General features: G+C 38.6%; 10 protein-coding genes. 3 read left to right on the forward strand and 7 right to left on the reverse strand.

Annotation, left to right across the window (positions count from 1 at the left end):
• Positions 1–122: 122 nt before the first annotated feature.
• Positions 123–464, reverse strand: a complete 342-nt coding sequence (locus QNI22_RS26550) for a hypothetical protein (protein ID WP_314515384.1) — start codon at positions 462–464, stop codon at positions 123–125.
• A 392-nt stretch (positions 465–856) separates the two neighbouring features.
• On the opposite strand from QNI22_RS26550, the gene QNI22_RS26555 reads away from it, so the two are divergent.
• On the forward strand, positions 857–2,569 hold the full coding sequence (locus QNI22_RS26555) for a PAS domain-containing sensor histidine kinase (RefSeq protein ID WP_314515386.1): 1,713 nt from the start codon (positions 857–859) through the stop codon (positions 2,567–2,569).
• A 316-nt stretch (positions 2,570–2,885) separates the two neighbouring features.
• The gene (locus tag QNI22_RS26560; protein ID WP_314515387.1) at positions 2,886–5,735 is read left to right on the forward strand and encodes a T9SS type B sorting domain-containing protein; all 2,850 of its coding nucleotides are present in this window, start codon (positions 2,886–2,888) and stop codon (positions 5,733–5,735) included.
• A gap of 6 nt (positions 5,736–5,741) precedes the next feature.
• Here QNI22_RS26560 and QNI22_RS26565 read toward each other — a convergent pair whose 3' ends face one another.
• Positions 5,742–6,431: a response regulator transcription factor gene (locus QNI22_RS26565; RefSeq protein WP_314515388.1), complete on the reverse strand. Its 690-nt coding sequence runs from the start codon at positions 6,429–6,431 to the stop codon at positions 5,742–5,744.
• Positions 6,418–7,908, reverse strand: a complete 1,491-nt coding sequence (locus QNI22_RS26570) for a sensor histidine kinase (protein ID WP_314515390.1) — start codon at positions 7,906–7,908, stop codon at positions 6,418–6,420. Before QNI22_RS26570 ends, QNI22_RS26565 begins: the two co-directional genes overlap by 14 nt.
• A gap of 131 nt (positions 7,909–8,039) precedes the next feature.
• On the opposite strand from QNI22_RS26570, the gene QNI22_RS26575 reads away from it, so the two are divergent.
• On the forward strand, positions 8,040–8,759 hold the full coding sequence (locus tag QNI22_RS26575) for a GLPGLI family protein (protein ID WP_314515392.1): 720 nt from the start codon (positions 8,040–8,042) through the stop codon (positions 8,757–8,759).
• Positions 8,760–10,096: 1,337 nt separating this feature from the next.
• Here the strand turns inward: QNI22_RS26575 and QNI22_RS26580 are convergent.
• The 4 genes from QNI22_RS26580 to QNI22_RS26595 all read right to left on the reverse strand — a co-directional run bounded on the left by QNI22_RS26580 (position 10,097) and on the right by QNI22_RS26595 (position 15,390).
• On the reverse strand, positions 10,097–12,880 hold the full coding sequence (locus tag QNI22_RS26580; RefSeq protein WP_314515394.1) for an outer membrane beta-barrel protein: 2,784 nt from the start codon (positions 12,878–12,880) through the stop codon (positions 10,097–10,099).
• Positions 12,881–13,068: 188 nt separating this feature from the next.
• Positions 13,069–13,395 carry a DUF1330 domain-containing protein gene (locus tag QNI22_RS26585; protein ID WP_314515396.1) on the reverse strand — a complete coding sequence of 109 codons (327 nt, stop codon included), beginning with the start codon at positions 13,393–13,395 and terminating at the stop codon, positions 13,069–13,071.
• A 113-nt stretch (positions 13,396–13,508) separates the two neighbouring features.
• Entirely contained in the window at positions 13,509–14,378 is an 870-nt protein-coding gene (locus QNI22_RS26590; protein WP_314515398.1) for a Calx-beta domain-containing protein, read from the reverse strand.
• Positions 14,379–14,658: 280 nt separating this feature from the next.
• A complete protein-coding gene (locus QNI22_RS26595; RefSeq protein WP_314515401.1) occupies positions 14,659–15,390 on the reverse strand; it encodes an MBL fold metallo-hydrolase in 732 nt (243 codons plus the stop codon).
• Positions 15,391–15,537 lie beyond the last annotated feature (147 nt).

The following is a 15,537-nucleotide window of genomic DNA, read 5'->3' on the forward strand; positions in this document are numbered from 1 at the left end:
CACGAAAATGGTTGGAGACAGAATGATTAAAGACTGAGAACAACAAAGCTGTAATCACAGTCAGTAGCCACTATCCTGAATACCAGAAAAGTACCTCTATCAAAGAGTACTAAAACTGCAATTTACGCACATGGAGGCCTGAATGGGGCAGGTAGGCTGGGATCTGGATGAAACTGGGACTTGTATGCAGGTTCATCTTTGGGGAGAATTTGTATAAATGTCTGATTATACGATATACGCACAGGAGGCATAAACAAGACCTGTTGCGAATGGGTATTGATCTTTTTAAAAGGCAATTGCATATCCCGATCATTGTCCTGATCATTCATATCTTCTCCCCAATAGTGCATAGACAGAAAATCAAACAAACTGATGTTTTGATCCCGTTGTTTATGCTCTTCATAATGCTGGAAGAAGACAGGAAGTTTCAGAAACTGATCTAATAACGAACTATCCGTTATCATTAAAAGGATCAATATGTGAAGACATAATTTTCTCACAAATGCAAAAATAACTTTTAATTCAGCTTAGGCAAATATTTATATACAAACTTCCTCTTTGGCTCCTATTGCCCATATTAACAAATATATAACTCAAAATAATTAAAACTCACACATATTTACACCCACACTCTTTACAGAATCAGATTTACAAAAAAGTAAAACAGTATGAGTAACTACTATCTTATATTCTCACAATGGCTAATTATATTAATTCTAAACAAATGGCTGACAATCAATATATATATTTTTATCTAAAAAAATCCTACGTAGATATTACATCTGTAAGGACTTATCGAAATCTCAGGTTACTCTCCATTATAGGAACCTATTAATAGTAACAGATCACCTTTCGTATGAATCCATTTCTGCATCACTTATTGTATTTTCTTAAACCAAAAGAAAAATACCAGGAACGTTCCCTGCGTGCAGTAATTGTTTATCAGTTTCTGGTTATATGTATGGGTGTTTTTTTTCTGGCAGCGAGTGTTGATTATATTCTAGGTATATACTGGTTGGGAGTGCTGAGTACAGGCTGGGTTTGCTTATTCCTCGGACTTTTGTATATGCACTATAAGGGATTCTATCATTGGATTACATCTATTGCCATTATAGCCATCAATTTCCTTATTTTTATTCATGATGCCTTTTATGGTGTTTTGGCAGGTGTTTCTTACTTCTTCTTTCCCCTTCTGTTTGCTGTATTCTCAACAATCACATTTAAAAACAAAAACTTCTTTTATTTCCATCTGCTTCTCACCATTATCTGCTGGTTTACAACAGAGATAACAGAACACTCTTTGCTTTTATATACTGGATTCTCAGTAGATATACTTCACAAAGTACATATATTCTGTATGGTGCTGGCGCTAATCGCTACATTGTGTTTTGTCTATTTCATTTTTGCCCAAATACGCCACAATGCAGTGATACAGGAACGGGAACGTCTGAAAAAAGTGGTAGACAACAATAACCAATATATTATTCTTGTTGATACCAATAGAAAAATAGAACTTTTCAATAAAAGGTTTTATGACTTTTATAGAGAAGAATACCAGACAACACTGGAAGTAGGAAAAGACTACATTTCCTATATCCATCCATATAATCTGGTGGGGTTTGAAGAAGGATTTAGAAATGCGATGACAGGAACTATTTTTCAGAAGGATATTCTCTTTCAGAAAAGTACGGAAACCACGTGGATGACTGCTCACTTTGTACCTATCTGTAACAAAGACAATGAGGTAGTCAGTGTAGCCATCTCGTTACTGGATATATCAGAAAGAAAGAACTTTGAAAGAAGTTTGCAGGAAACCAACAACAAACTACAACAGGCAAATCAGGAATTAGATCAGTTTATTTACAGATCTTCTCATGATATGAGAACACCCATTGCCTCTACTATGGGATTACTGGATCTGTTGGAGGAGGAAGCAGATGAAACCGAACAACAGGCATATATTGCTCTTATTCATAAAAACACCTACAAACTGGATCAGTTGCTGATTGACATTGCTCAGTATGTAAAAATAAAGCATCAAAAGATTGCATCTACCTCTATCCATTTTCGGGGACTCGTTCAGACTATTGTGACTGATATCAAGCAAAAAACAAAAGATGACTCTATTCACTTTCAGTTAGATATCAGGCAGAAAGATACATTTTATAGTGATGAGGAGCGTATACGGTCAATAATTACCCATCTGGTATCGAATGCTGTTGCTTACCGGAATACATCCATTCAGTCTCAGATATCCCTTACTGTTGATGTTTCGGATAAGGTTAAAATCTTTATCAAGGATAATGGGATTGGGATTGAAGAAGAGTACCAGCACAAAATTTTTGATATGTTCTTTAAGGCATCCATACAATCTACCGGCTCTGGTTTGGGGCTCTATACAGTAAAAGAAGCTGTACGAACACTTGGTGGGTTTATTCATATGCAATCTGTAGCAGGTGCGGGTACATCCTTTATGGTTGAAATTCCCAACCAGGAGGTTTCCAGACAACCCAGAAAGAAGGTAAAAAAGTCTCCCCAACCTGTATCGACTCTCTCTTATAATCTGTAGCTCTATCAGAGCTCACTCTATTAACTCTTCTTATTCTCACAAATGCAGTATCTATTTATTAACTGCGTTTATAGTGAAAAATATCAAGAGAATGTGATGCAACTATTCTGACACAACATGTGTCTTGAGAACATTACATAATACTCATAATAAGGTCTTTGCATCTTGTTGCTTTTCATTGCCCCTACAAAACTGAGCAGCTTCAGAACTTTATAGATCATTTGGAAGAGAAGATATCTTTTGTCGTTTTTCTATTTTTTAAAACAGAGGACAATACTCTCCGAACAAAATCACATGAGAGAGTCTACTTTTTACTATGGCAAAAATCTACTGTTTTCTATCCCTGCTATTTTCTTTTACCCACTGCTTTGCTCAAAAAGAATCTTCTTTCTGGCTTAGTCAATATTATGGATTGAACTTTGGGCAGTTTCCTCCTACTACTGTGCTACCTGCTCCAGGAAGCTTTTATCATGTAAATCGAGCTTCTGTGGCGGATGCATCTGGTAACTTGCTTTTTTCTACAGATGGGATGAGTTATTTTGATAAGACCGGACAGGTAATGCCTAACGGACAAGGCATTTCTGTAACCTGGGGAACTACGTATCTGCCTGTTATTATTGCTCCAGTACCAGGTAGTACTACTCAATATTATAGTTTTATGGTTCGGCAACCATTAAGTACTACACAGGCAGATTTTGACACCAAGCTACGGTATTCTCTCATCGATATGAGCCTTAATAATGGCAAAGGAGATGTAGTGCAAAAAGATATAGTGATTGCTGATAAACAACATGATGGTTTTACACTGATCAAAACACCTGATGATCCCAACTATTGGCTTATATCTCAAAGTATATTTGCTGATTCACTACTTGCTTTTAGGGTAACTCAACAAGGTATTGCAAAAACACCCGTTAGAACAGCAGAATTTCGTGGCGTTGGCAATGCAAACTTTGGGGGAATCTTATTAAGAGCTTCTCCTGATGGACGTTTTTTAACTCTTTCAGTAGCAGCTTTGCAAACAGGTACAGAAAACCAGAATATGTTAAAAATATTACGTTTCGATAACAAAACAGGGATATTCACCCCATTTCGACAGATTACACATTCAGGTGTCTCCAATCCGAATGCAAATCCATCCATCCAGACTTTTTTACAAAGTACAACAGAGTTTTCTGCAGACAGTCGGTTTTTGTATGTTGTGGAGGATAGTGTATATCAATATACGACCAGTCAGAACCTTCTTGAAATTACCAGTAACAAAACGCTTGTCTGTTATGATCTGGCAGCTTCTAATGCTACTTTTTTTGATCAGTCACGCCAGATTCTATTCAAATTTGCAGAAATGCCGTATTCTGTTTTAGCTTTTATGCAACTCACTCCACAACGAAAGATCGTCATATCAGATGTCACCAATATTGATTACGGAGTAGCGAAAGCATTTTCTGTCATACAAAATCCTGGCGCCTGTACAATAGCCCAAAAAGCATTTGTTTATCAAACAATTCCAGCAGGAAATAGCCTTGCAACTACACTTCCTGTATTTCCATCCTGGTATTTTTATGAACCTCCTGCTAAAAACGATTTTGCAGGACCTAATGCATCGGTATGTAATCACCAATCTGTAAAGCTAGGCACTACCCCTCGCCCTAATTATACATATAATTGGCAACCTGCCGGATTGGTAAGCAATGCCAATACGGCCAATCCAACCTATCAACCCTCTATTCCAACTACCAGTGCGAACGATACCGTTCAGTTTTATGCAAAGATGACTGATCCGACTGGCTGTGTTTACTATGACTCAGTACAGGTGATTGTCAAAGGAGTGAATACGTGGAAGATACAGGGGAGCCGATCTGTATGTCCGGGTGTGAAAGGAGTATCCTACTGGATTGAAGATAAATGGAAAGGAAAACAGATTACCTGGCAGGTACAAGGTGGCACGATTGTATCCGGACAAAATACAGATACCATACATGTGGACTGGAATACATCCAATCTGCAGGCCTCTGTTTCGGCTATCTCTATCAATACAAACGGATGTCTGGATAATATAAATCCGTTTCCGGTTAAGGTATTCAAGTATCTGGAAACCGAACAACCCAAAGGGCGTGATACGTTATTATGTAGCCAATGGATTGAAACGTATCATATCCTACCTACCAATGGCTCAGTTTATGACTGGCAGGTGATTAATGGACAGGTCATTGCCGGACAAGGATCGGCTCAGGTTACCATTCGCTGGAATTCAACAATGCAGACAGGAAAGGTCTGGATCAATGAAAGTGTGAATACAGCTTTGGAGATTTGCTTTGGACGTTCAGATACTCTGACAGTCATCAATCCGAAAACAGTTGGCAATGAAAATGTTCACTTGTACAATGTGAGTGGCGTGCTGAACCAACCTGATAGGCTGAAACTGCAATATGTAATTCAAAAACAGCCCTTTTATCTCCCTGAAGTGCTGATACAGACTAGAATTCTGGGGCAACTCAATTGGCAAGATGCAGGCAGAACTACTGTCCATGACCAAACAACATTCATTACTAATCAACCACTGGATAGCCTGGTTTCAGAATACCGACTGGTGGCATTTACTATCTGTGGAGACTCTGCTATATCCGAAATACACCGCAACATTCTGTTACAGGGAACAGGAATGGAAACAGACAAGAAAATAGTTCTTACCTGGAATCCGTATACAACCTGGTCAGGAGGAACCGCATCCTATGAGCTTTTCAGGAAACTGGATGAGGACTCTGACTTCCTATCTTTCAAAACATCTACTCTACCTCAGGCAACTCTACCCGGTACAACAGAAGGGTTCCAGTATTGTTTTTATGTGGCAGGTCAATCTACTAATGGAGTCTATCAGTCCTTATCCAATCAGTTATGCCTCACGTTTGAAAATCCACTGTTTATACCGAATGTCATCACTCCGGATGGTGATGGAAAAAATGACACCTGGCATCCTGAGCCGTTAAATCTCTATTCTGCTAACCAGGTACGTATTGTGAATCAGTGGGGTATCAAAGTTTTTGAAGCCAGAGACTATCAGGGTGACTGGGGCGCGGCCAATTTGCCATCTGGGGTATATTACTATGAGTTTATAGCTACTGAACGGAAGCAGGCTTTTAAAGGCTTTTTACAGGTATTTAAGTAAATTCTATCATCTACCTACCAAAAAGTTGTATCCTACTCCTTTAATAGTGATTATCTGAACAGAGGTGTCTTCTTTCAGGTAATCACGCAACTTCGTAATATATACATCCAGATTACGGGAATTGAAAAAAGAATCATCGTCCCATACCCGCAATAGAATATCTTTGCGGTTAACGGTAAAATTCTGATTTTCGGCCAGGATAGACAACAGTTCAGTTTCTCTATATGAAAGCTTCCTCAGCTTGTCGCCCAGCTTCAATTCGTATCGTTGTGGGTTAAACTCGTATCGGCCAATAGAGATAGTTTGAGAGGAAACCTGGCTTTTCCGGTAGGTTATCTGCAATAGATTTTGCATGCGAACAATCAACTCTTCCATACTGAATGGCTTTTTGATGTAATCGTTTCCTCCTGCCTGAAAGCCTTTCAGTAAGTCTTCTGTCTGTGTTTTAGCTGTCAGGAAGAGAATAGGGATCTGTGCATTCTTCTGGCGGATAGAGGTCGCCACTTCATAGCCATCTTTGTTTGGCAACATAATATCCAGCACACAAATATCAGGTTTGTATTCTTCAAACAAACCAGATACCAGTTGACCATCTGCCACCATACAGACATCAAACGACCGGCTTTCGAGGCTTTCTTTTACGATTTTACCCAGAAACGGCTCGTCTTCTACATATAACACCTTAGTTTTCTGCATATACTTTGGGTAGATAAATGGTAAAACAACTGCCTTTGTTGGGTTCGCTTTGTACTTTTATTTGTCCGTTGTGCTTTTCAATGACCTGATTCACATAATTTAGTCCCAGGCCGTACCCCTTGGCATTGTGTACATCACCTGTAGGAACACGAAAGAACTTTTCGAAGATCTTATGCTGAAATTCTGTTGCAATTCCGATACCATCATCCTGTACAGATACTTCAATCTTATCCCATAACTCCCGTAAAAGAATGGTAATAGAGGGCTGTTTAGCAGTATACTTTAATGCATTGTCGATCAGATTGTATACTACGTTAACCAAGTGAACGGTATCACCTCTCACTGAAAATTTGTTTCCTTCTCTGGTAAATACAACCTCTGCACCCAGCTTTTCATACTGCAACTGCATAGATTGTTGTACCTGTTCAATCAGTTTTTCCATATCTATGGTATCCCACTGAATATCAACTCCACTGTTTTCAAATACAGCCGTCTTCAATATCTTATCTACCATGATATTGAGTCGATTCAATTCCTGACGGGATATTTCCAGGTATTCTTTGGTTTGAGTAGGGTCTTGTAATACGTTAAAGTTTCTCAATGCCTCGATGGCAATACCTACTGTGGTAATAGGTGTTTTGAGTTCATGTGTAATATTACTGATGAAGTCATTTTTCAGCTGATTGAGGCGTTTCTGTCGTTGGAAGTTGCGGTAAATCAGAAAGAACGAGAAAGAGGTAATCAGTGTCAGAAAAACAGAAAATATCAGTTGAGGTAGACTATGGCGAAACAGATACATTCTGTATTCAGGAAAATAAGCCATGTAATTTGTTCGGCTTGGGAATCCTACAAATAATTCTGTTTGTATACCTCTGGCTTTGGTTGAAGGTATACCAGCAGGCAATCGGAGTACCTGAAAAGGTAAGTCAATATTGGCCTTAATCAGTGACTGCTGATAGGGTTTCGCAATAGCACCAACCGGAATAGAATCTATATCTAGTTTAACCAAAAAATTATAATTCCCATTTTTCTTTCGTAGTGCACCAATATTCTCTGCTATACTTCCCAATACTTTCTCTGAAGAGTCCAAACGCTGATCAGAACTGATAAAAATCTTTACCTGGGTCTTATCGGGTAATGTATCCATCACAGAACTGACGCCTCTCATACGATGATTTTGAATCAATACCCTTTCCGATCTGTGTTCAAATTCCAAAGAAGGCTGTCCTGCTGGTACCAGAGACGGGCTGACACGGTGAACAAGCGTATCTGCTTTAATGAGCTTCATATTTTTTCGAACCACAGAATCCTGAAGATCCATCATGGTAGTGCGAAAAAGAGTATTCGCGTCCTTGTACAGGATTTCGTATTGCTCGTTATAGACTTTCTGCAGCCAGATAACCTGAAACAGGAGCAACAGCACAAGACTACTGCTCATCAGCAAGATGGAAAGATATGACCGTTTGGAATGTTTCATACTATGACAAATGTACATGCTAATCATCAATATAAGGATTTCCTTTAACCTTAATTAACATTGTTTTCAGGTTCGTTAACCATACTTGTACTACAAGCAGAATAGCTTTGTCCAAACAAAACAAGTCCACTATGAAAAAGCTATTTCTTCTGATTACTCTTGGGATCACTCTAACCAGCTTTGGGCAGAACCAGGAGGGTGTTATTACCTATGCCGTCACTGTTAAAATCATGCTTCCTCCAGGACAGGCACCTGCCAATATGCCACCACCACCTGTATTTAAAAATCAGCTTCTGTTTACAGGTCAGGAATCACTTTACAAAACCCTTGAAGAAGATAATGAAGAGGAAGAAGAAAACAATGGAGGCATGAGAATCAAGATTAATCGCCCTCTAGTAGAAATATATACCAATCAAAAAAGCCATCAGAAGATTACTCAACGCGAATTTCTGGGCAAACAATATCTTATCTCAGATACTCTTAAGAACATACCCTGGCAACTAAGCGATCAGACCAAACAAATCCAGGGTATCACCTGCAAAAAAGCTACCTATTACAATGCTGAACGTAAACGTAACCTTACAGCCTGGTATGCGGAAAACATTTATCTGTCATCAGGTCCGGATGGATATTCAGGCTTACCCGGTCTGATTCTGGAACTGGATTCCAACAATGGTGAAATGCTTGCTACTGCAACTAAAATAGAATTACGAAAACTCACAAAAGATGAACTCGTGAAAGCACCTGTCAAAGGAAAGCCAATCACCGAAAATGAATTCCGGAAGATGCAGGATGACCGTATGCGGGAAATGGAACAACAGGGGGGCAATGTCCGTATCTTCCGGAATTAACAAACCTGTTACATCTGAATTAATACAAAGCAGCGTAATTCGCTGCTTTTTTGTTTGTAAGCCTATAGTATACCCATACTATTTTATAGGTAAAAAATCAGCATTGTGCATAGTTGTAGTCAAACCCACTGATTGAGTATACTTTCGTTCAGGCAGATTAATACATATAAATCTATACATGAATGGATCAAAAGCTTATCCATTACGTTATCTTGATAAGAAATAGTTTACTGTGAACTCACTCCAAGATTGCTGGTGGACAGATTTCATTACAAAAAAGTTTTTGCATAGAACAAACCGTAAGATTATTATTTTAGCGAAATTCCACCTTTTGAAGGTTTGTATTAATCAAAGAAAAACCTTGTACTACAGCCAGTAAAAACTGTATTTTACATACTATTTTTTAGCTCTTTTTAGTGCATACAATGAACTAAAAAATAAGCTAAAAAAACGGTATTTTCAGCTCACTTCTGGTTCATTTTTGGCTTACTTAGCCTCTCGCAAGAAGTTACACAACAAGCTATTAATCAATAAAATACTCAACGTTTTTTAGCTTATTTTTTAGTTCGTTTTTAGTGCACTCACTATTTTTTCGTTTTTTGGTTCACAGTTTCTCTCTCCTATAGGAGAGAGAAACTGTGAACCAAAAAAGTATCAGAGTAAACTATAAACAGGTAGGTATCTGTGATTTTATTTTGCTGTTACTTTTATATCAATAGATAGGTTTATATACTTGATAGCCACAATGGTAAAAGTTGATGATGCTTTATTATACTGTTTATAGGCTACTGATTCATTAAATCAGAAATTTATATTTTTTTCTGTAATACCTATCCTATTTCTAACCTTACAATCTATATACCATTTTATGAGACACCTCTCAATGTTCTTTAGCATTTGCAATAACAACATGAGTCATCCCGAATATTGAGGAAAAGAATAGCCTTTAGAAAAAGAGAAGCAAAGGAGTTACAAAGAGAGTTGCAATACCTTAAATCGCGAGTGGTGGTGTAGGTGTGTAGGAAATCTTTTCTCCGCGAGGTTGACCTTTGGCCTGCGGGGGGAAGGATCGGAGAAAAGTGTCCTTTTTTGGTTACTTTTTTGGGCAAGCAAAAAAAGTAACAGGTGGTAGGAAGAGTGATGTAAGAGACTATAAACCAATTTGGGAAAAGGTAAGCAAAAAATGAAGAGGTCAGTGGAAGAGTGATGAAAGTGACAATAAGCCAGCTAAAGAGATTGCTTAAAAATTAACCAACGCCTATACTCTTTTCAAAAGAATAGACGCTGGTAAAAATCACATCCCAAATTCGGGATGACTCATGTTATTTTCCTGTCATCTATCCCCTCCGTATCCGCATCATACCGCGCCCTCCGGCTGTAGGGTTGAAGGCCTTGTTTAAAGAGTACGTAAAGCTTAGCATAAAATATCTACCTAGCGAACTAATGCGTTCCTGTTCCAGATAGTTAACCGAAGATCGTTGATTTACGCCCAATGAACGATCCAGCAGGTTTATACAGGAGATTTTTAGTTCACCCCGTTTGTTCTTCAAAAATAATCGGGAAAGTGATACATTCCATACAGGGACCTGCTGATTAAAGGCATTGGTTAAACTATGATATATATAATAGTTCAATGTTGTATTCAGCTGAAAGTTCTTTAACAAGGTCGCATTAGCCTCAGCAGTGTAGGTTTCATTCAGGAAAGCCTGATTTTGGTCTTTGTTAAATTCATACTTAGTCTGCTGGTAGCTCACATTGGCACCCAGAGAAAGATCAAAGATTTCTTTAAAACGGTAGTCATAAAAAATATTCCCACCCTGTGTATACTGTTCTACTCCACTTTGCTGGTCATTCAACACATTCACGCCTTTGTTGTATGTCATGGAAGTACCGAGATTGATCCTGCTATTGATGGGTTTAATTCTAAAGCCAAAAGAAGCATCAGCCATTGCACTTAGGTACTCCTTTGTGTTCACAGGCATCACTGTTCTTACCAGATTTGCATCAATGCTCTGGGCATAGACAATCTTATTGGTTGTATAAACAATATTTGCCATTGAGAAAAAGCTGGAAAAGTTAGCCGGGTTAAAGGCTATATAGTTTGCCCGCCAGCGATGCGAATACTCCGGACGTAATCTCGGATTACCCATAGAAATATTAAGCGGATCAGAATTATCAATGACAGGTTGTAACTGAGTAAGAGAAGGTTCCTGTACATCGGTTTCATACCCAAAAGAAAGATGACGACTTGTCGAAAAATCATAATTCAGACGGGCTACTGGTAACAGATTCTGGAATGTACGATTAATGGAAGTATCTCTGGAAAGCAACTGTCCATTGAGTACAGACTGTTGTCCGTTAAGTCCGATAGCGAAGCTGTATTTCTTCTGGTTTACCCGGAAGTTCATCCCGATACGATTGTACGTAAAATCACTTTTAAAATGATTACTCAGTAAAGTATTCAGTGCTTCGTTCTCATTTTCAATATCATATACCTTACGATTGACAGCATTTTGCTTTTTCTGATAGGTATAATTGACTTCCAGGTATTTGCGTCGGGCAATAGGTTCTGTATAGGAGAAGTTCACACCATAATTGGTTGTCTGGCTGGTCTGGTCATTAGTTTGATGGATAGAAAACAGCTGTGTAGTATCCCCATAGAATGTATTCTGCGCCTGCAAATCACCTGTACTATTGCTTCCGGTATGTAACAGGTTCAGATTGCCGGAGATAGTTCTTCCTTTCTTACGAAAGCGATGGCGCAATAACAGATTGGTATTCAGATTCAATGCATCTCCATTCCGATAGTTGATACGGTTGCTTTCATTTTGCAGTGAATCCGATTCCTTAAAAGTCTGACTCTGGCTGTTTACACGACTGGTAGTCTGATTATAGCTTGCATAGGATGTCCATTTCAGCGAGTTTACAGAATCAAACTTGTGTTCAAGAGTCAGGTTCAGGCGGTGGTTGGTATTGTCATTATTCTGGTTGTTTTTCTGCAAGGATGTAAAGGTTGAACCCGGATAAAAATTCTGGCGGGTAAGGCTCTGTTCGAAGGTGTGATTGAGCAGATTAAAGAAATAGCTTCCATTGAGTTCTGTCTTTTTAGAAGGTTGATTGTTGAAATTAATCCCACTGGCCCAGTTTTTCATAACCCCATAGACATTATTTCCAAACGAAAGAGGTACTCCATCCGTATTGTCAGAGTTTACCTCAATCCGTACTGTCCCTCCCGATGCCATTCGCTGAGCAGCTCCTGTAAAGTTGAGATAATCGTCCATGGAGAAGCCTTGCTGGTTTGTATTGTTCCCCATTCCCAGAAACGAAAACTGAGCCTTCTTATCAAAATAATTATAGTTGGCCTTAGTTTCAAATCTCTGAGTAGTACCACCTCCAGCCATAAAGGTCCCAAAGTTGAGTTTTTTGTCCTTGTCTTTCAGTTCCAGGTTAATAGTCTTCTCCCGTTGTCCATCATCAATACCCGAAAAACTTGCCTGATCGGATTTCTTATCATATACCTGCACTTTGTCTATAGCATCAGCTGGCAGGTTACGGGTAGCAATTTTAGGATCACGCCCAAAAAACTCCTTCCCATTGACAGTGACCCGTTTCACTGTCTCACCCTGAGCTTTGACAGTTCCATCACTTTGCACTTCTATACCGGGCATTTTTTTAATCATGTCTTCCACTGTGCCATTGGGTTTGGTCTTAAACGACCCTGCATTGTACTCAATAGTATCTTTTTTGATAGTCACAGGTGTTCTCTCTCCTTTTATGGTCACTTCATCCAGTTCATTACTGACAGGTCGCATCCGGATTGACCCCAGATCCATGTCACTCGTACCATCCACTGCGATTTGCCGGATATAAGGCTTCAGACCAATAAATGTCACTTTGAAAAGATAACTTCCGGCAGGTACACTTTTCAGTTCAAAACTCCCATTTTCTTCACTTCGTGTAAAGGATACCAGGGAAGAGTCTGTAGGCTGCATCAACATAATAGTGGCAAATTCGAGTGATTTGCCTGTGGTGTCTGAGATATTTCCTTTGACGGTGATTTTCTGAGCAAGAGCAGCCTGTGCCATCCAGCAAAGTATACCCATACAAATAAGTTGTTTCATAGTTTGAAAGCGTTTTGTGTGCTTTCAAAAGTAGGATACTGGTTACAAGAGATAGGTTAATGGATATGGAAATAATGTTAATCAAGGTTAATGAAATGAATAGTAACGTTTTTGGTAAAAGAGCACACAATATAATGGCTGATCTTACCAGATATCTTTATGTGTCCAACAAATTCAAAATGCTTCAATTAACTCATTATATGGCCTTTAACAAGCACTATTTTTTCCACCGATTCCTGAAATAGAGGAGTATATTGCTGGCGTTCCGGATCTTGGCGATAGTTATCAAAGTCAGTATCGGAAGCAAAAGATACTAGATGTATTTCATAAGGTACATCCTCTTTAGGTTGTATGTAAGCCGTTTGCTCAGGCCTGATACGATAATGCAACATGCCATTATATTTAGGGAGTATTGGTAAAACAGCAGCTTCATACTCAAGAAATACATTTTCTTTCCCACCCTTAACAAAAAGTAGCAGAGTTATATATAGACGTTCGGATGTATTTGGTTCCATTTCTATGAGATAGAAGTATCAAAGAATTTATTTTTCTCAAGATAAAACAAAAGTACCTTATCGTATGGTCATGTAACCATATGATAAGGTACTTCTATTCAAAGTGCATATAATTACTTCGCTACTTTAGCAAATGGAGTCTTATTATAGACAGCTTTACTCAGTTTCACTTTGCCTGTTTTATCGGTTCTGCTGATAGTGCTGCCAGATTTGGTAAAAGGCCCATACACATAGAAGTATCCTACATCAGCAGTTGTAAATGATTCGGAGAAGGCAGTTGTATTGCTAAAGTCAAAACCATTTACAATACAGGTATAGGTTACAGATCTTGATCCTGACTCATATATAGGCGCCAGATAATACTCACCATCGGCTGCGGAAGAAGGAAGTTTTACACTTTCAAAACCAGTTGTATATTCACTTAAATCATATACGTCATATGAATCAATGCTATTGTTTGCAATAACGACATTATTTAAAATCGCAAAGTCCAGATTTACAAGAGTGCCGGCATCCCATAGTAAATCTGCCTGGAATGAATCATCTGGGGCACTATTATTATCCTGAATAGTAATTGTACTGGTAAGAGAGGCAGATGCACTTCCCAGTGTACCTGAAGAACTTACTGATATAAGTGTCAATTCAATTGTTTTATCATCCTCAATGGCTTCATCATCTATTATTTGCAAACTAATTGTTGCTGAGGTACTACCTTTGGCAATAGTCAATGTGGAATCTGTGGTCGTATTTAAAATGTAATCTCCATTTTTTACAGCAGTACCACCAATAGAAAAAGCTAGGGTCAAATCTTGTGTAGCGGCTGAGCCCAAAGATAGGGTTACAGATATGGTTCCTGCACTTTCGTCAACAGTTTTAGTTGTTTCTGAGAACTGCACGCTAGTTAGAGTAGAATCCGACTTGGAACAAGCCAAAGACATAAATAGTACTCCTCCGAATAGAAGTACTCTGGAAAATAAGTTCATAAGAAGTTAGCTTTAAAAGGTGTACGTATATAGGTTACTCACTTCAAATGAACGAAAATTATGAAGGATCAAGGGGTGGAATAGACCAAACCGGGAATTTCAGCTATTAAAAAGAGGGGTTTTGCTACAAGTGCTTATTCTATAAATATATGTAACAACAAAGGTTATACGAATGGGTTTTATTTTTTCATGGAAATATATCTTCGGATTGCATACATATTAATACAGGCTTACAATTATTTGCAAGCCTGTATTAAATTACTATATACTGGTTACGTTATTAGTTAATCTCAACCTTCATTCCGTCTTCCAGACAAAGTAACTGCAAGGAGGCTTTTTGTGTCAGCATACTTTCGCCCAGATGTGTTAATACAATTTTATGGGCATTTAATCGTGGTAACTGTGGTACCAATTGATGGTAACTAATGTGTGCAGGGCCTTCTTTATCGAAATAATTACATTCACAGATAAATAAATCAGCATTATCTGATACAGGCAACAAAGCATCTGTCCATTCCGTGTCTCCTGAAAAACTAACTACCTTATTATCCCATTGCAAACGTACAGCATGAGGCAATGAGTCTGGAGAGTGTATCACAGGTGTAGCAATTAAGGTAAAGTGTTCTGTTACAATATCCCCTCCAAATTCTTTGTATATGATGAAAAAAGTAGAGGCGATCTGCTGGAAAATGCCCGAATAAAGACACTCTGTTAGCTGAGCAATACGTTGTTTGCCTCCCGGCGGACTAATAATAGTCAAGGGTTTGGTACGTTTATTAACCAGAGCATCCAGGAGGATAAAAGGCACTCCGCCAAAATGATCTCCATGAAAATGTGTCAGAATAATATAATCAATTTCGGTTGAAAGCACTCCCTCCCGGCGCATGCCTACCAGAGAGGTTGCTCCACAATCCAGCAACACCTGTACATGGTTGTGTTGCAAATGAAAACACGTATTTAGTTGTCCCCCACTGGCAAAAGCATCTCCACATCCCAATACAGTCAGAATCATAGATATAAGGTTAGTTTTATGGATACTACAAAAGTAGCCAATACCTGCTTTTTTCCTACCTTTGTATCTGGAGAACAACAGTATTTCGTTTATCATGAGTTATGTGTGGAAAATCCAGACACAACTCATGTGGTACATCAGCATTCT

Origin of the sequence: Xanthocytophaga agilis, assembly GCF_030068605.1 — a bacterium.
GTDB classification, from domain to species: Bacteria; Bacteroidota; Bacteroidia; order Cytophagales; family 172606-1; genus Xanthocytophaga; species Xanthocytophaga agilis.

Coding starts and splice junctions, on each gene's coding strand:
- QNI22_RS26550 (WP_314515384.1), bottom strand. CDS start 464: ATGATAACGGATAGTTCGTTATTAGATCAGTTTCTGAAACTTCCTGTC.
- QNI22_RS26555 (WP_314515386.1), top strand. CDS start 857: ATGAATCCATTTCTGCATCACTTATTGTATTTTCTTAAACCAAAAGAA.
- QNI22_RS26560 (WP_314515387.1), top strand. CDS start 2,886: ATGGCAAAAATCTACTGTTTTCTATCCCTGCTATTTTCTTTTACCCAC.
- QNI22_RS26565 (WP_314515388.1), bottom strand. CDS start 6,431: ATGCAGAAAACTAAGGTGTTATATGTAGAAGACGAGCCGTTTCTGGGT.
- QNI22_RS26570 (WP_314515390.1), bottom strand. CDS start 7,908: ATGAAACATTCCAAACGGTCATATCTTTCCATCTTGCTGATGAGCAGT.
- QNI22_RS26575 (WP_314515392.1), top strand. CDS start 8,040: ATGAAAAAGCTATTTCTTCTGATTACTCTTGGGATCACTCTAACCAGC.
- QNI22_RS26580 (WP_314515394.1), bottom strand. CDS start 12,880: ATGAAACAACTTATTTGTATGGGTATACTTTGCTGGATGGCACAGGCT.
- QNI22_RS26585 (WP_314515396.1), bottom strand. CDS start 13,395: ATGGAACCAAATACATCCGAACGTCTATATATAACTCTGCTACTTTTT.
- QNI22_RS26590 (WP_314515398.1), bottom strand. CDS start 14,378: ATGAACTTATTTTCCAGAGTACTTCTATTCGGAGGAGTACTATTTATG.
- QNI22_RS26595 (WP_314515401.1), bottom strand. CDS start 15,390: ATGATTCTGACTGTATTGGGATGTGGAGATGCTTTTGCCAGTGGGGGA.